This is a genomic window from Streptomyces sp. NPDC005752 (genome assembly GCF_040630715.1).
GTDB lineage: Bacteria > Actinomycetota > Actinomycetes > Streptomycetales > Streptomycetaceae > Streptomyces.
This window is the reverse complement of the sequence record NZ_JBEXYB010000008.1, coordinates 87,705-105,868: the sequence shown is the minus strand read 5'-3', so window position 1 is coordinate 105,868 and position 18,164 is coordinate 87,705. Positions and strand designations below refer to the sequence as shown.

Here is an 18,164-nt window from a genome sequence, read left to right as displayed (position 1 = left end):
TCACGCCTGACAAGGCAGGTCCTTCGGCAGCAAGCGGACCCTGGCGTGCGCGCCGGTGGTCACGCATCGGGCGGCCGGACCGGCGGGCCTGCGGCCGACCCGACGACCATGCGGCGGACTGAGCAGTCGGCGACGTCCCACTGACCCGATCTGATCGGATCAAGACCCTTCGGATGTCCGCACCCCCTCGACTCTCGTCGGCCCCAGCAGCGGCCCGAATCCAACCGTGGGAAGCACCTGGCCCTGCTCTCGCTACGCCGTGGGGCAGATCGGGGGGTCCGGCTGTCTGATGATCCGTTCGGGCACGGCCACCACGCAGGCCGGCTGTCCGGCCTGAGCGGCGAAGCCGGACGGTGGCCGGGGTTCGGCCGTCGGCCTTGCCGAGGGGCGCGGAAGCATGGGCGAGGCGGCCCGGGACGGCGGACTGAGCGAGAGCGCGCCGCGGTTGCGCGACCGTGCCGGGGTGCTGACCGTCGCCTGGGTGGACGCGACCGCGGCTACCGCCGGTACGAGCCGGAGCGCCGGGAAGAGGCCCGACCTTCTCGGTCCTCCTGCCGGTCCGGCCGGAGGACTGACCTCCGTGACCGGTCCGGCTGGAGGGCCGACCTCCGTGAGGGGTCAAGCTCGCCCTCCTCTACGTCCGCCCGTCTCGGCCCCGCGGCGGGGAGAAGGGCACGGCGTACCGTACGAGTGACCTCGCGAAGGGCTCGCCACAGCGCTGGGCGTACGCCATCCGCTCGCGGACCTCCCGCAGGGTGCGGGGGCGGTATCCAGGTCCGCCGCAGCAGCTCTTGTGGAAGCGGACGCCCGCGTGCAGCAGTACGGACAGCGTCCGCCAAGCGGCGGTGTCCCGGCGGCGGGGGGCCGCGAACGCGGAGCCCACGTGGATCAGCGGCTGCGCGCAGCGCGGGCAGATCCGTTGCCTGTCCCTGTCGTAGGGCTGCTTGTACGAGGCCCGGCAGGGCAAGCAGACATAGGAGGTCTTTCCGTGAGCCATGTCGCCACGGTAGGCGGCGCTGGTGGCGATATCGAGTGGATTACGGCGGGGTGAGTGTCAGCAGGTCAAGTCACCCGACGAAGTGGGCTGGTCGGCCCCTGTGGAGAGCGAGATCTGCTTGACCTTGCCGGTGTAGTCACCCACGGCTCCGTCCTCGGTCGATCCGTCGGAGTAGTAGAGGGCCGATGCCCAGGATTCCGGGTCCTGCCCCAGGCCGTCCATCAGTTCTCTCATCGTCGCCGTACGGAAGTTGGTGTTCAGGCAGCCGCCATCCATGTACGACCAGTCCGGGTTGGTGCCCCGCGTGGGCTCCGTCGCCGACGCGTCGGGCGGAAGCAGCTCGAGCGCCGCCCGCCGCGCCCGGCTCTCGTCGACCGGCGACGAGAACACGACGTCCAGGTTGATGAGGTGTTCCTTCAGCGCCGTGGCTGGCGGGACGGTGGCGCAGACGACCTCGTCCTTCGCGAGGCGGTAGGCCACGGCGTCACCGAGGGGCATCCCTGTCTGTGCCGCGCACGCCTTGGACCACGGGATGCGCGGATAGCGTCCGTCCCACCAGGTCAGCGGCGAGGCGAGTCCCCGACCGCCGAGGTCGTCCTCGGACGGCCCGCCGAGGGTCTGCTCGGGAAGGGGGGCCTCCTCGTGCGGTGCGACATGGAGGCAGAACTCCGTCCGCAGGAAGTCAGCCATCGCGGCGGCCTGCTCCTCCGTCGCGCCGTTCGCCTCGTCCGCGTAGCGGAGGCCTTCCCACGTCCGGTAGCCGACGGCCACATTGCGGCAGGCGGTGACCTGGACGACCGCGAGTCCGCGGCGGTCCTCCAGACTGGTCTCGACGCCTTCACCGAGGCCGTAGTTGTTGGCGTCCGCGACGTCGCCGAGTTGGTCGACCAACTCGTCGTCGACACCCGCGGCGGCGAGGGCATCCTCGAGCGAGGTGTCGTCCCCGGTCGCCTCATCCGTCGGCGCGGCTTCGGTGTTCGTCCCGTCGGCGGGTGCGGCCGGCTCCGTCACGTCCTCGGTGACTGCGGAGGTGTGCGCAGTAGTCGGTTCGGTGTCACTGCCGCAGCCGCCGACGGCGAGCGCGGTGGCAACGAGCAGGGCGGTGCCGGCGGCACGGCGATGGCGGGGCATGGGGCGACTCCGTTTGCGGTGAACGAGCTGGGACCGTCGGCTGGTTACTGGAAGAGACGCCCCTCCGCGCGCCACTGACGCGGACGGCGGCACGACTTCACGTCTGCGAGCGGGTAGCGCCGAAGGGCTTGAGGACGGCAATCTTGGCCGGACCGGTGCTCACCTCGGCTTCCGCGCTCCAGCCTCGTCGGCTCCGGGCAGGGGGCGGGCACCCTGCAACGGGTTCTTCGTCTTCTTCCCCCGCTGTGCCCCCTTCGCTCGCGCCGACTGCTTCGCGGCCGCGGCTGCCGTCCTCTTCGCGTCCGCCGTCTCCTTCGCGCGCCGGCGCTGCCTGGGTTTCCGCGCCGGTGTGTCCGCTCGGCTGTCGAGCCAGCGGCGGGTGGTGACCATCTCGGCGACCAACTGGGTGCGTTGCGGTTCCGGAAGCCTCGTCAGTGCCTCCTCCGCCCGTGCGACGAGCGTCGCGGCATACCTGGGCCTGGGTCCGCGTCTCTGCCGTGCGCTGCGCAGAGCGTGCCGAATCTCCGTGTCACGGAGCAGGGGAACGCCCTTCAGCCCCTCCGGCTTCGGCCGGGCCGCGGAAGGTCGGACCAGGCCGCCCTGGACATGGACGATGGTCCGGTGCTGTACGGGTTCCGCACCCTGTGCGGCGAGCCGGCCGTCAACGGTCAGCAGCAGACGCGGAGGGGCCGTACGGGACGGTACCCCGTGCACGGCGAACGCCCGGTCCGCCTCACGTCGGCACCATCGCCCGAGTACCTCCGCCGTCGCGGGAACGCCGCAACCGGCAGCGGCGACCACATCCCCCACGTAGGACGGCGGGCCGCCTTCCCCGGCCCGGATGAGCGCCGACAGCAGCAAGCCCTCCTCACCGCCGACGGTCTCCTCCATGGCGACCAGCAGTGCGACACGGTCCGGCACGGCCAGCCCGAGCAGATCGCTGCCGGCGGTTCGTGCGAGCGCCTCCCACGTGGGCCGGGTACGGAACCTCGCCGCGCTCACCAGCGCCTCGTACAGCGCGATCACCTGTTCCTCGCGGGACCTCCCCACAAGCGCCGCGCCGCGCCCGGCTCCCGAATCGGCGGCCGAACCTGTTGTCGAACACCGGTACGGCCCCGCTCCCGGGACCCGGAGCCCCGTGGAAGCCATCGCACAGGCGTCGAGGGAAACCCACTCGGAGCTTCGCCGGGGGTGCTCCGCCCTGAGACGGATACGCCGTACCGCACCGTGTGTCTCGAAGCGGAAGCGAAGCAGGTATCCGTACTCGTCGTACAGCTCCTCCATCGTCTCCGGATGGGCTGCGCCCGGACCGAAGACCCAGTCGAGGGTGGCCGATTCGCCGGAGAGTCTCCGACGGGCCTGGTGCCACTCGTGGTGTGCGAGCCTGCTGAACTGGAAGCGCACATGCTGTCTGTCCGCGCCCACCCGGAAGTCGACGGCATCCCCGGGACCGGTTCCCAGGTCGCGTGAAGCGGCACGTGCCTTCAGCCTGTTACGTCCGGCCCAGGCGGCGAGGTCGTCCTTGATGAAGAGGTGGTCCGCGTCGGCCGCGCCGGTGACCGCACGGTGGCAGGAGGTGTGGGGCCGGTGAGCGAAGTGGCAGACCTTGTCGCGGTACAGACGGTCCGACAGTTCATGGCCGCAACCGCCCAACTGCGTGCCGCACCAGTAGGTGTAGGCGGGGTGGCGTCGTCGCCAACGGGTCAGTTCGTCGGCGTCCGCCGGAAGGATGATCGCGCGTCCGGAGTTCCGGCTCCCGATCACCGCGGTCTGTACGAGTCTGCCGTCCGAGCCGTTCATGCGTCCCCCGGGCCACGCGCGCCTGCCGGGAGGGCAGGCAGCGGGTGACCAGCCCTCAGTATGAGATTCATGCACTCAGTTCACAAGAGCTGGCCGCCGGTTTCGAGTATGGGGCCGCAGCAGGGTGGCCGACGGTACGCCCGTCCTGTCAGTCGGCAGGAGCGTATGGACGCCTTCCGCGGCGGTGGGCGATCTCCCCCAGGAGGATGTCGACGGCGACGAACACGGCGAGCGGGATACCGAGGAGCGGCACGAAGTAGCCGACGACCGCGACACCGGCCATCAGCGGTACGAGCACATGGGGCGGGACCTTCTGCCAGGCGCCGCGCGGCATGGGACGCCCGAAGGCCGAACCGCCTCCGCGCCGCCACCACATCCGGTAGCCGAGCAGGATCAGCAGGATCTGGATCTGGCTCACGACGTAGGCGGAGGAGGCGTCGGCCGGCGGCACGATCTCCACCGGGTTCGAAAGGCGCGCACCGCGAGCAGCATCGAGGACGGCCTGCCTCCATGACCGCTCATCTTCCCATCGGGAGGCGCAGTTGGGCACCGAGGGGTGTCCCTGTCGTCACCGATCCCGGACGGGGCGAGAGCCGTGATCAGCGCCGGGGCCCGTCGGAACCGGTTCGGCCGGGAGCGTCGTCCTTCCGAGGCTGATGCTCGGCGGGGTCAGTCGGGTACTGCTCTCCTCGGGTCGGCAGGAGCCATGTCCCGTGCGATCTCGCGTGCTGTGCGACCGAAGAGTTCTATCGCCCGGTTGCCGCCGCCGGACCGCCACATCAGGCCGTATCCGAGGGGCCTGTCCCCCACCACCGGGACGTAGGAGATCCCTGGTCGGCCGTGGTAGAGGGCGACGTGGGCACCTGCCAGGAGAGCCCCGCCACCGCCCGCGACGAGCATCAACGCCTCCTGGAAGTTGGTGACGGCCGGGCCCTGCTCGATCGGCCTGCCGCTGGGCGTGCGCGTCGGCAGTTGGTGCTCCAGCCAGTACGCCGGAATGTCTCCCGCGATCGTCAGCAACGCCACACCTGCCAGGTCCTCGAGCGTCACCGTGTCCCGTCCCGCCAGGGGATGTCCGGCGGCGACGGCCAGAACCCGGTCCTCGGCCAGGAGCGTCGGCCCGCGGGTCAAGTCGTCCTCGTGCACCGGGAAGTCCGTCAGCTGAAGGTCGAAATCGCCTCTCCGCAGCATTCCGTACGGGTCGGAGAGTGGCACTTCGCACACCTCGACGGCGAGTTCCGGATGCGTGCTGCGCAGCCTCTCGGTCGCCTTCATCACCATCTCTCCGGCCAGGGGCGTCGAGAAGCCGACGTGCAGCACTCCCTCGATGCCACGCGCCGACGCGACGGCACGCGCCAGGGCGCTCTCGATGCCGCGGTAGTGGGGTTCGAGGTCGTCGCGGAGGCGACCGCCCAGGACGGTGAGCGCCACGCTTCGGCTCGTGCGCGTGAAGAGGGGCGCGCCCACGCGACGCTCCAGCTTCTGGATGAGCTGGCTCACCCGGGCACGGGAGAGGCGCAGGCGGGTGGCGGTTCGGCCGAAGTGCAGTTCCTCGGTGAGTACGAGAAAGCATTCGAGTTCGTTCTGGTCCATGTACGTCTCCGGAATCGCGTAGGACATGGATCGGTAAGTCTGGCTGTACGAACGTTGCGATGATCGCTGTTGTTCCCGTCCGGGGCGTGGAGAAGGCTTGAGGCATCACCAACACCCGACACTCCGGAAGGGGTTCTTCGTCATGAGTGCCTTGAGTACTTCGAGCGGGCTGGACGCGCGCAAGTGGGGCGTCCTGCTCGTGCTGTGCGGCGCGATTTTCCTGGAGGGCATCGACGTCGCCATGCTCAACGTGGCGCTGCCGTCGATCCGCGCCGACCTCGGACTGTCCACCGGTGACCTGCAGTGGGTCATGAGCGCCTACGTACTCGGTTACGGCGGCTTCATGCTCCTCGGCGGAAGGGCGGCCGACCTGTTCGGACGCCGTCAGATGTTCGTCTTCTGGCTCACCGTCTTCCTGCTGTTCTCCGGGCTCGGCGGATTCGCCACCGAAGGATGGATGCTGATCGTCGCGCGGTTCGTCACGGGCGTCGCCGCGGCCTTCATGACCCCGGCGGGTCTCTCCATCATCACTACGGGTTTCGCCGAGGGTCCGGAGCGGAACAAGGCGTTGCTCCTCTACTCCGGCACCGCCGCGGGGGGCTTCACGGTCGGACTGGTCGCCGGCGGGTTGCTCACCGCGATCGGCTGGCGCTGGGTCTTCTTCGCCCCGGTCGTTCTGTCCTTCCTCATCCTGGTCGCCGCCCTCGCCTTCGTCCCCAAGTCGCAGCGGCCGGAAAGGACCGGCAAGCGTGTCGACGCCGCCGGCGCGCTCACCGTCACCGCTGCCCTCGTGCTGATCGTCCTGGGCGTGGAGCGTGCGGCGCACGCCGGCATCACCGCCAGTGTCGGAACCCTGCTCGCCGGGCTGGCCTTCCTGGTGGCCTTCGTCGTCATCGAGCGGCGCTCGGCCGAGCCCTTGGTACGCCTGGGCATCTTCCGCAGCGGCTCCCTGGTCCGGGCGAACCTTTCGGCGATGCTGTTCGCCGCCGGGTTCTTCGGCTTCCAGTTCCTGGTGGTGCTGTACCTCCAGGAACTGCGCGGCTGGTCGACGCTGCAGACGAGCTTCGCGATGCTGGTCATCGGGGTCGACGCGATCCTCTCACCGACCCTCACCCCGCGCCTGGTCAACCGCTTCGGCAACGCCAGGGTGATCTTCGGGGGTCTCCTGCTGGCGGTTCTCTCCTACGGGTTGTTCCTCCCGCTGGGAGCGGACTGGAGTTACGCGGCGATGTTCCCGGGCCTGATCATCCTCGGCCTCGCCTTCTCCCTGGCGTACGGCCCTCTCACCATCGTGGCCACGGAAGGAATCGCCGAGGAGGAGCAGGGGCTCGCGGGTGGTCTCCTCTACACGGCCTTCCAGTTCGGAGCCGCCCTCGGACTCTCCGCGGTGACCGCCGTCAGCGTGGCCGCCACACACGCGGAGACCTCAGACGCACTGCTGGACGGTTACCGGGCCGGTCTGATCGTGCCGTTCGCGGCGGCGGTGCTCGCCGCTGTCATCAGCGCCTTCGGCCTGCGCTCCCGGCGGGGTGCCCCGTCGTCCGCCACGGTTCGAGCCGCGCTGGACACCGCCGCAGAGCGAGCCGACGCCCCCGCCTCCCGCTGATCCTCGAAAGGACAGACCCATGACCGACACCGTCAGTTCGTTCTCCGAGATCCAGGACTCCTTCCTCGCCTACGTCAGCGACATCAAGTACGCGACCATGGTCACCGTCGACCGTCAGCACCGCCCGCGCGCTCGTGTGCTGCTGCCCGTGTGGGAGATCGTCGACGGCGAACCGGTCGGCTGGCTCGCCGCCTACCGGACCCCGGTCAAGAGCGCGCACCTTGCGGACAACCCCCACACGACGTACGCGTACTGGAATCCCCGTCAGAACGCGGTCTTCGTGGACAGCGTCTCCACCTGGGCCGACGACGAGGAGTCCAAGGTCCACGCGTGGGACCTGTACAAGCGGGGCGGACCGCCGGGGCTGGGGTACGACCCGGTTCACTACTGGCGTGGCGGCCCCGGGGATCCCGACTACCACGTGCTGCGGATCGATCCGTGGCGTATACAGCTCGTCCGCGGTTCCGATCTGCGCAGCACACTGTGGCGGAAGCAGGATCCCGCCCGAGCGGTCACCTCGTCCGCCGCCCCGGGCGACTCGGCCGGAACGGCCGTTCGCTGAGATCCTCCTGAGGAGGACGGGTCCCCCGCGGCAAGGGGGTACCCGTCCTCCTCACGTGCTGTTACCCGGGGGACTGTGGCCGGTGCAGGCACGGCTCATGCTCACGGCCACCGCTGTGACGGGCTCACGTCGCACGGGATGCGGGCGGGCGGGCCACGAGAACCTCGACGCCGTCGGCCTGGAGCGCGTCGAGGTCGAAGGCAGGGATGCCGGAATCGACGATGACGAGGTCGAACGCGGCCACGGGAGCCAGCTGGTAGAGGCCGCGGCGGCGGAACTTCGTATGGTCGACCAGGAGGATCTTGCGCGCACAGGCGTCCATCAGGGCCCGCTTCACCGCCACCGTCTCCTGCGACTGGTGGTAGCAGTGGCCACGGGTGATGGCGGTCGTGGAGGCGAAGAGCGTGTCGGCGCTGAGACTGGTCACGGCGTCGACGGTGCGCAGGCCGAGGAAGGCGTCGTAAGCGGGGTAGTAGGTGCCTCCCAGCGAGATGAGCTCGATGCCCGGGCTGCCGGCCAGCGTCTGGGTGACGGGTCCGAAGTTGGTGATGACGGTCAACGGGGCGTGCCGGTCCAGGAGACGGGTGAGCGCCAGCGCCGTCGTGCTGTCGTCGATGACGACCGCCTGCCCGGGCTTGACCAGGGGCAGGGCGGCGCGTGCGATGGCCTCCTTCTCCGCCGTCATGGCGCGGGCACGGTGGCGGACGTCGCCGTGGAAGGCGGTCGAGGGCTGAGCTGTCGCGCCGCCGCGTACTTTTCTCAGCCAGCCCCGGTCCTGCAGGTGGTCGAGGTCCCGGCGGATCGTCATGGCGGTCACGCCCAGTTCGTCGGCCAGCTGATCGATGCGGACGAACCCCCGTTCCACCACGCGGCCCTTGATCCGCTCCCGCCGTTCGCGGGGCTTGCTGCCGCTGAGGTCGGCCGGGCGCCGGTCATCTGCTCCCACGGAAGCTCCTGTTCATTTTCTGTGAAGTGAACATCCCCCCTGACCGGCCCCTCGCCTCGTTGGTCACCCCCTCCGGAGAGGCCGCCTGTACACCTGCTGCCGCCGCCGCCCGCTTCGGGGCGACGGCGGCCGGCCGGACACAGCGTCCCGCCCCGCCGAGCCCGCCGACCCGCCGAACGAACATCGAAGGCCGGAGAACGAGCACAGCAATTGTTCAATTACTGCGGTCCGTTGACACAAATGAAACATCTGAGTTTCCTGAGCGTTGCCTTCACAGTGTCCATGAGCAGGGAGTGGAACATGAGAAGACCGGCACGTCTTGCTCTCCTAGGGATCCTCGCCATGGGCACCCTCGTCTCGTGCGCGGAGGAACCCGGCACGAGTGACTCCGGTGGCGGCGTGGGCAAGGTCGCTTTCCTGATGCCCGACCTCGCCTCCACCCGGTACGAGCAGTACGACGCCCCACTCTTCAAGAAGCGCATGCGTGCGCTCTGCCAGGAGTGCGGGGTCATCTACCAGAACGCCGACAGCGACGCGTCGCTGCAGCAGCAGCAGGCCAATTCCGCGATGGCGCAGGGCGCCAAGGTCATCGTGCTGGACCCGGTCGACTCCGACTCGGCGTCCACCATCGTGCAGACGGCGCATTCCCAGGGCGTCAAGGTGATCGCCTACGACCGCCCGGTATCCAGGAAGCCCGCGGACTTCTACGTCTCGTTCGACAACGAGGCGATCGGCGAGTCCATCGGCCGGTCGCTGGTCGAGCACCTCGAGAAGACGGGGGCGAAGGGCGGACTGCTCCAGGTGAACGGTTCCCCGACCGACGCCGCCGCCGGACTGATCAAGAAGGGCATCCACAAGGCCGTCGACGACAGCGGATTCGATCTGCTCGCCGAGTACGACACCCCGGACTGGTCACCGGAGAAGGCGCAGCAGTGGGTGAGCGGGCAGATCGCCCAGTACCCCGGCGGGATCGCCGGTGTGGTGGCCGCCAACGACGGCACCGGGGGCGGCGCGATCGCGGCCTTCAAGGGCGCCGAGGTGAAGGTCCCTCCGGTCACCGGTAACGACGCCGAACTGGCGGCGGTGCAGCGCGTCGTTTCTGGCGACCAGTACAACACCATCGACAAGCCCATCAAGACGGTCGCGGAGGCGGCCGCGGAGGCGGCGCATCAGCTGATGGAGGGTGAGACGCCGAAGGCCGACTCGACACTCTTCGACACGCCTTCCCAGCTGTTCGAACCGACGGTGGTGACGCGGGAGAACCTCAAGGAGGTCGTCTTCGGCCCTGACGGGGTGCTCGAGGCCGAGGACGTCTGTACCCGTGTGTACGCCGACGACTGCCGGCGTCTGGGCATCGAGTAGCGGCCGTCCTTCACCAGTGTGAGAGAGGGGACCCATGACGAGCTCCGCGATCCCCGGGACGGCTTCCGGTACGCCCCCTGGAAAGGGCTCTGGAGCCGACGGGACCGGCGTGCTGTCTCTGCGGGGGGTGAGCAAGCAGTTCGGTGCGGTCGCCGCGCTCAGCGGAATCGACCTCGACGTCGCGGCCGGTGAGGTGGTGGCCGTGGTCGGGGACAACGGCGCGGGCAAGTCCACCCTCGTCAAGATCCTGTCGGGGGTGTACGCCCCCGACGGGGGGACGATCTCCTTCCACGGCGGGGAGGTCTCGTTCGACTCTCCGAGCGCCGCGCACGCCCTGGGCATCGCGACGGTCTACCAGGACCTGGCGCTGTGCGAGAACCTCGACGTCAAGGCGAACCTCTTCCTGGGGCAGGAGCTTCGGCCCTGGATGCTGGACGACGTCGCCATGGAGAAGCGGTCCTGGGAGCTGCTGCGTGAGCTGCGGGCCAGGATTCCCACGCTCGACGTGCCGGTGGCCGCCCTCTCGGGGGGCCAGCGGCAGACGGTGGCGATCGCCCGGGCGCTGCTCGGACGGCCCGAGGTCGTCCTGCTCGACGAGCCGACGGCCGCACTCGGTGTCGCGCAGACCGCCGAGGTCCTCAACCTCATCGAGCGGCTGAGGAGCAGAGGGCTCGGCGTCGTCATGATCAGCCACAACATGGAGGACGTCCGGGCGGTCGCGGACCGGGTGGCGGTGCTCCGGCTCGGCCGCAACAACGGTGTGTTCGACGCCCGGGAGGTTTCCTCCGAAGAGGTCGTCGCCGCGATCACCGGCGCCGCCGACAACGCCGTTTCGCAGCGTGCAACGCGCCGTGCGGCCGTCTCTCGGGAAGAGGAGGAACAGGCGTGACGTCTCTCGGTTCTCCGGTGGCGGCGGCCACCGACCGGCAGGACGGGCCTCCGGCGGCACGGCACGGCTTCCGCGACAGCCTGCGCGGTACGGTCCGCCGGGCACGGGACGGCGACCTGGGCATGCTGCCGGTCGTCGCCGGTGTCGTGGTGATCTGGACGATCTTCCAGTCGCTGAACCGGACCTTCCTGTCCAGCACCAACCTGGTGAACCTGGCCTTCGACATGGTGCCCCTGGGGGTGATCGCGCTCGGCATCGTCTGCGTCCTGCTGGTCGGCCAGATCGACCTGTCGGTCGGCTCCGTCAGCGGCGTGGCGGCGGCGGTCACCGGTGTGGTGATGGTCCGTCACGAGCAGTCGGTGTGGCTGGCGATCCTGGTGGCGGCAGGTGTCGGCGCGATGGTCGGCTGGCTCTACGGGCAGGTGCTCAACCGCTTCGGTGTCCCCAGCTTCGTGGTCACCCTGGGCGGACTGCTGGCCTTCCTCGGCACCCAGCTCTGGCTCCTGCGGGGCCAGAACGCCATCAACCTGCCCTACGACTCCGGCCTGGTGAAGTTCGCGCAGGTGTGGTTCGTCCCCGACATGTCGGCCTACGCCCTCATGCTCCTCGCGGCCGGGGGTTACCTCGCCGTCGGCCTGACCCGCGCTCGCAGTCGCCGCCGTGCCGGGCTGCCGTCCGTCGCGCCGACGTGGCTGGCGGCGCAGTCCCTCGCCCTCGCGGTGGCGCTGCTCTTCGCGGTGTACTACCTGAACCGGACCCGTGGCGTGCCGTGGATGTTCGTGCTCTTCGTCGCCCTGGTCCTGGCCCTGCACTACGTCCTCACCCGGACCGGGTTCGGCCGGTCGCTGTACGCGGTGGGCGGCAACGCGGAGGCGGCCCGCAGGGCCGGCATCGACGTACGCGCCAGGTACACCGCGGCGTTCGTCATGTGTTCCACACTCGCCGCGACCGGCGGGGTCCTGGCCGCCGCCCGTCTCGCCGCGGCGAATCAGAGCACCGGTACCTCGGACGTGAACCTCAACGCCATCGCCGCCGCGGTGATCGGCGGCACCAGTCTCTTCGGCGGCCGTGGTTCGGCCTTCGCCGCCCTGCTCGGCGTCGTCGTCATCCAGTCGATCTCCAGCGGGCTCACCCTGCTCAATCTCGATTCCTCGTACCGATTCGTCATCACGGGCTGCGTGCTGCTGGTCGCCGTGGCCCTGGACTCCGCCGCCCGCCGTTCGCGGCAGGCACACGGAAGGGGCTGAGGGTATGACGTCGCTGGCCATCGATGCCGGCACCACCACGGTCAAGGTGGTCGGATACGGCCCGGACGGCCGGGAGCTGACCGTCAGTCACCGGCCGACCGAGGTGCTGCGGCCCGGACCGGGCCGGGCGGAGCAGGACATGGATCACGTCTGGCACGCGGTCGCGTCCGCCACCCGCGAAGTCGTGGACGCGCTGCCCGAGCCGCCGGAGCTGGTGGCCGTCACCGGGCAGGGCGACGGAGCGTGGCTCGTCGACGACCGGATGCGGCCCACCGGGCCCGCCGTGCTGTGGAACGACGGCCGGGCCGCCGACCTCGTCACCGGGTGGGAGCGCGACGGCACTCTGGAACGCGCCTTCAGGATCTGCGGCTCCCGGTTGTCCACCGGCATGCCCAACGCCGTACTGGCCTGGATGCGGGAGCACGACCCGGACCGGACGCGCCGCTCCCGCCACCTGCTGACCTGCGGCGGCTGGCTCTTCCTGAAGCTCACCGGGGAGGCGGCCGTGGACGAGTCCGAGGCGTCGGCGCCCTTCCTGGACATCGGACGACGCACGTGGTCCGAGGAGTTGTTCGAGCTGTACGGCGTGGAGTGGGCCCGTGACCTGCTGCCCCCGCTCCGGGACGACGACCACCGGGTGACCTCGCTCAGCACCACCGCCACCGCCGAGACGGGGCTGCCAGCGGGCATCCCGGTGGTTCTGGCTCCCTACGACATCTGTGCCACCGCCATCGGCTCCGGTGCGGTCAGCGCCGGCCGGGCCTGCACCGTGCTCGGCACCACACTGTCCACCGAGATCGTCACCGACTCCGCCCGCTGTGTGCTCACCGACGAACCGGTGGGCATCACCGTCACCCTGGGCGTCCCCGGACACTATCTGCGTGCCTTCCCCACCATGAGCGGCGGCGACATGCTGCACTGGGGCGCACGGCTCCTCGGGCTCACCTCGGCCACCGACCTGATGGCTCTGGCCGAGCGCGGCGCCGAGAACACGGCCGGAGTGCGGTTCCTGCCCTACGTCTCCTCCGCCGGGGAACGCGCCCCGTTCTTCGACCCGGGAGCCCGCGGTTCCCTGTCCGGTCTGTCCCTGGACAGCGGACGGGAGGATGTGGCCCGCGCGGTGGTGGAGGGCGTCACCATGGCCGTCCGGGACTGCCTCGCGGCCTCCGCGGCCGCCCCTGAGCTGTTGACCCTCAGCGGTGGCGGTGCCCGGAGCTCGTACTGGACACAGCTGATCGCGGATGTCGTCGGCCTGCCGGTGGCGATCCCGGCGGACACGGAGACCGGGGCCCGCGGCGCCTGGCTGACCGGCATGGTCGCTACCGGCCGCGAGCCGGACTTCGTCACCGCGGCGGGACGGCACGTCCGGATCTCCGCCACCTGTGACCCGGACCCCGCCAAGGGCCCGGCCGTGGTCGACCGTTACGCGGAGTTCCTGCGGCTGCGGGAGCTGCACCGGCCGATCTGGGCCCTGGGGCGCGGTGGTGGGGGCCTCGCCGAAGGTGTCGGCCCATGACCGGCGTGGTTGCGGACGTGTGGCTGGGAATCGACCTGGGCACCCAGGGAGTCCGCGCGGCCGCCGTGACCTCGGACGGCCGGCTGCTCGGCACGGGGTCGTCCCCACTGACGAGTCACCGGCGCGGCGAACGCCATGAACAGGACCCGGAGCAGTGGTGGCGTGCGGTCTGTTCGGCTGTCGGGCAGGCCTGCGCCGCGGGTGCGGATCCGCGCCGTGTCCGAGCCGTGGCCGTCGACGCGACCTCGGGCACCCTGACCCTGACCGACCGGCACGGCCGGTGCGTCGCCCCCGGCCTCATGTACGACGACGGCCGCGCCACCGTGGAGGCGGAGCAGGTCAACGCGCTCGGCGAACAGCAGTGGGCCAAGGCCGGCTACCGGCGGATGCAGCGGTCCTGGGGGCTTCCCAAGCTCCGCTGGCTGCTCGACCGGTACCCGCACGCCGTGGCCGACGGCTGGCGTCTCGCCCACCAGAACGACGTGATCAACCGCAGGCTCGTCGGGCACGAGGTGCCCACCGACACCAGCAACGCCCTCAAATCCGGGGCGGACGCCGCGACGGTGACCTGGCCGGAGCAGGTGTTCGCCACGCTCGGGATCCCCACGGAGATCCTGCCCGGCCTGGTGATGCCCGGCACGGTGATCGGGGAGGTGTGCGCCGGTGCGGCGGCGGAGTGCGGGCTCGTCCCCGGCATTCCCGTGGTCGCTGGGATGACCGACGGCTGTGCCGCTCAGCTCGGCTCCGGGGCGACCGCGGTCGGCAGCTGGAACTCGGTCCTGGGCACCACGCTCGTCCTCAAGGGCGTCACCGAGGACCTGCTGCACGACCCGAACGGTGTCGTCTACTCCCACCGGTCACCCTCCGGCCACTGGCTGCCCGGCGGCGCCTCCAGTACCGGTGCGGCCTTGGTCGCCCGGGAGTTCGAGGACGCCTGCCTGGACCGGCTGACCGAAGAGGCGATGCCCCTGCTGCCCACCGGACTGCTCCGGTATCCACTGGGCTCGCCCGGGGAGCGGTTCCCGTTCGTCGCCCCGGACGCCGTCGCGTTCAGCAGCCGGGAACCGGCGGGCCCTGCCGAGGACTTCGCCGCGCTGATGCAGGGCGTCGCGTACCTCGAACGCCTCTGCTTCGACTACCTGGACCTGCTCGGCGCCCCCACCGGCGGAGCGGTCGCCCTCACCGGCGGAGCAACCCGAAACCCGGTGTGGAACCAACTGCGGGCCGACGTGCTTCGCCGGCCGCTGACCCTGCCCCGCCATGCCCAGCCCGCGCTGGGCATGGCCGTACTCGCCGCCTCCGCCTGCGGAGATCCGGGCGGTCTGGACCGTGCCGCAGCCGCGATGGTGCGGCCCGGTCATGTCCTGGAGCCGCGGGACGAGAACCGGTCCGCCCACGACGAGGGCTACGCCCGGCTCCTCGACCTGCTGGTGCGGCGCGGCTGGCTGCCCGAGACCGTCTCGGCCCACGCACGGGAAAGGACCGCGCCATGAGCCTTCATGTCTTCCTCGTCCGGCACGGGGAAAGCGTCTGGCACGAGGAGAACCGCTACGCCGGGGTCACCGACATCGATCTCTCCGAGCACGGCCACGCCCAGGCCGAGCGGCTCGCTTCCTGGGCGGAGCGGGCGGACCTCACGGCGGTGTGGTCCTCCCCCATGCGACGCTGCCGTCAGACGGCGGAGGGGAGCGCGGCCCGCGCGGGCCTGCCACTGGCGGTCGATCCCCGCCTGCGTGAGGTCGATTTCGGCATCGCCGAGGGGATGACCCGCGCCGAGATGCGGGAGCGCCTGCCCGGCACGCTCAAGGCCTTCGAGGCCGACCCGGTGGGCAGCCACTTCCCGGAGGGAGAGGACCCCGTCGCCGCCGCCGAACGGTACGCCGGTTTCCTCGCGGGTCTGCCGGCCGGTCACCAGGAGGGCCGCGTGCTCGTCGTGGCCCACTCCACGGCGATCCGGCTCACCCTCTGCCGACTGCTCGGTGTGCCGCTGCGGGACTACCGCCGCGTCTTCCCCCATCTGGCCAACTGCGCGTTGAACGAACTGATCCTTCGTGACGGCACACCCTCGCTGCTGGCACTGAACCAGCACGTGACCCCAGGAGTACCGGAGTGACCACGATTCTCGCGGCCGGCGACCACTTCGTCCGCAACACGCTGTTCGCCGACAGCCTCCGGCCGGTCGCGCCCGGAGCGACCTTCCGTGAACTCACCCTGCCCTGGCCCGTCGAGCCCTTCGGACCGGTGGCCGAGGTCCACGAGGCCTCCGGTACCGAGGACCAGCTCATCGAGGCCCTGGACGGTGCGGACATCTGCGTCACCCAGATGGCACCGCTGACGGAACGGGTGCTCGACGCGAGCCCCGGGCTCCGCCTGTTCTGCGTCGGCCGGGGAGGCCCGGTCAACGCCAATCTCGCGGCGGCGACCCGGCACGGCGTCGCGGTCACCTTCGCCCCCGGCCGCAACGCCACCGCCACCGCCGAGCACACGGTCGCCCTGATGCTGGCGGCGACCCGTCGGGTCCCCGCCACCCACCAGGACCTGACCGCGGGTGTCTGGCGGGGCGACTACTACCGCTACGACAGGGTCGGCCCTGAACTGGAGGGCAGCACGGTCGGCGTCGTGGGATACGGCGCGATCGGCTCGCGGGTGGCCCGCATGGTCCGCGGTTTCGGTGCCCGTGTCCTGGTCGCCGATCCGTACGTCAGCGAGGCGGACCTGGGCACGGCGGAGCTGGTGGACCTCCCCGAACTGATGCGCCGCGCCTCCTTCGTCACCGTGCACGCCCGGGCCACCCCGAAGACCGAGGGGCTGCTCTCCCGCGAGCTGATCGCTCTCATGCCTCCCGGCGGCGTTCTCGTCAACTGCGCTCGCGGCTCCCTGCTCGACTACGAGGCCGTCTGCGACGCCTTGGACGAGGGCCGCCTCTTCGGCGCCGCCTTCGACGTCTTCCCCGAGGAGCCCCTTCCGGCCGGCTCCCGGCTGCGGCGTACCCCAGGCGTCGTGATGACCCCGCACCTGGCCGGGGCCAGCAAGCAGACCGCCCACAACGCGTCCGCTCTCGTGGCCGATGAGGTCGCCCGGTTCCTGTCGGGCCGCGCCCCGGCCCACTGCGCGAACCCGGAGGTGCTGCGGACCTGGCGCTGACCGTCGCAGCAAGCGTTCTCCCGGCCAGGGCACCACCACCGGTGCGCCCCGTGCTCGCCCTTCGGGCGTCGCGGGACGCCCGGTGGAGCACGACCCCCGACCTCGTGGAAAGGAAATCGCGTGCGCGCCGAGCTCCGGACGTTCCGAACCCTTGTCGTCGCCGGAATCAGTGTCCCGGCCTTCCTCCTTGCCGCCTCCTCCCCCGGCAGCGCCGCCGAGGGTGACCGCGGCGGACACCAGCCCGGGCTGCCGTCCCAGGTGTACGGCGGCGCCTGGCCGACCAGCCATCTGCAAGGGGTGACCGTCGACCGCAAACGAGGTTTCGTCTACTGGTCGTTCACCCAGAAGCTGGTCAAGACCGACCTGGGCGGCAAGGTCGTCGGGACCGTCGAGGGCCTCACCGGCCATCTCGGTGACATCGACGTCGACGACCGGGACGGCAGGGTCTACGGATCGCTCGAGTACAAGGCGGCGGAGTCGTTCTACATCGCCGTCTTCGACGGCCGCGAGATCGACCGGGTGGGGATGAGCGCCGAGCGGGACGGCGTCATGACCGCGGTCCATCTCGACGAGGTGGCCGCGGACTTCACCGCTGACATGGACGGCGACGGCGTCTTCGACGGTGACACCGCGGACACCCAGGACCACCGCTACGGATGCAGCGGCATCGACGGGGTGTCGTTCGGTCCCGCCTTCGGCAAGCGGGGCGGCAGGCAGACGCTGAAGGTCGCGTACGGCGTGTACTCCAACACCGGTCGGACCGACAACGACCACCAGGTGATCCTGGAGTACGACATCAGATCCTGGGACAGGTACGCGCGGCCGCTCTCCCAGGACGCCCCGCACCACAGCGGCCCCGGGCACCACGACGGCAAGTTCTTCGTCCACACCGGCAACACCACCTACGGCGTGCAGAACCTCCAGTACGACCCGTACACGAGGAACTGGATCATGGCGGTCTACAAGGGCAGGAAGGAGGGCTTCCCCAACTACTCCTTCTTCACCGTCGACGGCTCCGCCCCGCCGGTGCGCGGCGAGATCAGGGGCCAGGCCACGCCGGAGACCGGCCGTCTCCTCACCCTCCGCGACGCGGGCCTGCGCGACGACGCGACCGGCATCCGCGGCTGGGAGTTCCACGGCAGCTACGGGTTCGACGCGTTGGGCGGCGGACGTTACTACGTGGCCGAGGGGCGGGCCGTGCAGAAGGACGGCGTCATCGCGCAGGAGGGTGAGATCCGCCTGCACCGCTGGACGGGCGAGACGCCCGGGCCGTTCACCCCCGTCGGCTGACGGCCGCCGGGCCGGGCCGTCTCCCTTCCCGACCACTGACGGACACGTTCGACGAGGCCACCACCCGACCCGGACGGCGCG

General features: G+C 70.6%; 15 protein-coding genes and 1 pseudogene. 10 read left to right on the top strand and 6 right to left on the bottom strand.

Annotated features, from left to right (window positions below; translation table 11 throughout):
- Positions 1-634: 634 nt before the first annotated feature.
- From ABZ441_RS09450 to ABZ441_RS09430, 5 genes and pseudogenes are all read right to left on the bottom strand, one after another.
- A complete protein-coding gene (locus ABZ441_RS09450) occupies positions 635-997 on the bottom strand; it encodes a deoxyxylulose-5-phosphate synthase (protein WP_358970112.1) in 363 nt (120 codons plus the stop codon).
- Between the two features lie 57 nt (positions 998-1,054).
- Entirely contained in the window at positions 1,055-2,128 is a 1,074-nt protein-coding gene (locus ABZ441_RS09445) for a hypothetical protein (protein ID WP_358970110.1), read from the bottom strand.
- Between the two features lie 159 nt (positions 2,129-2,287).
- Positions 2,288-3,928: a hypothetical protein gene (locus ABZ441_RS09440; RefSeq protein ID WP_358970108.1), complete on the bottom strand. Its 1,641-nt coding sequence runs from the start codon at positions 3,926-3,928 to the stop codon at positions 2,288-2,290.
- Positions 3,929-4,076: 148 nt separating this feature from the next.
- A pseudogene (locus ABZ441_RS09435) lies at positions 4,077-4,427 on the bottom strand (hypothetical protein); the annotation flags it as partial.
- A 170-nt stretch (positions 4,428-4,597) separates the two neighbouring features.
- Positions 4,598-5,548, bottom strand: a complete 951-nt coding sequence (locus ABZ441_RS09430; RefSeq protein WP_358970106.1) for a LysR family transcriptional regulator — start codon at positions 5,546-5,548, stop codon at positions 4,598-4,600.
- Between the two features lie 115 nt (positions 5,549-5,663).
- Here ABZ441_RS09430 and ABZ441_RS09425 point away from each other — a divergent pair, with 115 nt between their 5' ends.
- A complete protein-coding gene (locus ABZ441_RS09425) occupies positions 5,664-7,127 on the top strand; it encodes an MFS transporter (protein WP_358970104.1) in 1,464 nt (487 codons plus the stop codon).
- 19 nt (positions 7,128-7,146) lie between these two features.
- Positions 7,147-7,689, top strand: a complete 543-nt coding sequence (locus ABZ441_RS09420) for a pyridoxamine 5'-phosphate oxidase family protein (protein WP_358970102.1) — start codon at positions 7,147-7,149, stop codon at positions 7,687-7,689.
- Between the two features lie 124 nt (positions 7,690-7,813).
- On the opposite strand, the gene ABZ441_RS09415 is transcribed toward ABZ441_RS09420, so the two are convergent.
- The gene (locus ABZ441_RS09415; protein ID WP_358970226.1) at positions 7,814-8,569 is read right to left on the bottom strand and encodes a DeoR/GlpR family DNA-binding transcription regulator; all 756 of its coding nucleotides are present in this window, start codon (positions 8,567-8,569) and stop codon (positions 7,814-7,816) included.
- A 366-nt stretch (positions 8,570-8,935) separates the two neighbouring features.
- Between ABZ441_RS09415 and ABZ441_RS09410 the strand changes: the two genes are divergently transcribed.
- The 8 genes from ABZ441_RS09410 (at position 8,936) to ABZ441_RS09375 (ending at position 18,083) form a co-directional block, all read left to right on the top strand.
- Complete coding sequence (locus tag ABZ441_RS09410; protein ID WP_358970100.1) at positions 8,936-9,997, top strand: sugar ABC transporter substrate-binding protein; 1,062 nt, start codon at positions 8,936-8,938, stop codon at positions 9,995-9,997.
- Positions 9,998-10,106: 109 nt separating this feature from the next.
- Positions 10,107-10,886: an ATP-binding cassette domain-containing protein gene (locus ABZ441_RS09405; protein WP_358970223.1), complete on the top strand. Its 780-nt coding sequence runs from the start codon at positions 10,107-10,109 to the stop codon at positions 10,884-10,886.
- The gene (locus tag ABZ441_RS09400) at positions 10,883-12,133 is read left to right on the top strand and encodes a sugar ABC transporter permease (RefSeq protein WP_358970098.1); all 1,251 of its coding nucleotides are present in this window, start codon (positions 10,883-10,885) and stop codon (positions 12,131-12,133) included. The genes ABZ441_RS09405 and ABZ441_RS09400 overlap by 4 nt, the downstream gene beginning before the upstream one ends.
- A 4-nt stretch (positions 12,134-12,137) precedes the next feature.
- A complete protein-coding gene (locus ABZ441_RS09395) occupies positions 12,138-13,649 on the top strand; it encodes an FGGY-family carbohydrate kinase (protein WP_358970096.1) in 1,512 nt (503 codons plus the stop codon).
- Entirely contained in the window at positions 13,646-15,142 is a 1,497-nt protein-coding gene (locus ABZ441_RS09390) for an FGGY family carbohydrate kinase (protein ID WP_358970094.1), read from the top strand. The genes ABZ441_RS09395 and ABZ441_RS09390 overlap by 4 nt, the downstream gene beginning before the upstream one ends.
- A complete protein-coding gene (locus ABZ441_RS09385) occupies positions 15,139-15,762 on the top strand; it encodes a histidine phosphatase family protein (RefSeq protein ID WP_358970092.1) in 624 nt (207 codons plus the stop codon). The genes ABZ441_RS09390 and ABZ441_RS09385 overlap by 4 nt, the downstream gene beginning before the upstream one ends.
- On the top strand, positions 15,759-16,793 hold the full coding sequence (locus ABZ441_RS09380; RefSeq protein ID WP_358970090.1) for a 2-hydroxyacid dehydrogenase: 1,035 nt from the start codon (positions 15,759-15,761) through the stop codon (positions 16,791-16,793). The genes ABZ441_RS09385 and ABZ441_RS09380 overlap by 4 nt, the downstream gene beginning before the upstream one ends.
- Positions 16,794-16,913: 120 nt before the next feature.
- A complete protein-coding gene (locus ABZ441_RS09375) occupies positions 16,914-18,083 on the top strand; it encodes a hypothetical protein (protein WP_358970088.1) in 1,170 nt (389 codons plus the stop codon).
- Positions 18,084-18,164 lie beyond the last annotated feature (81 nt).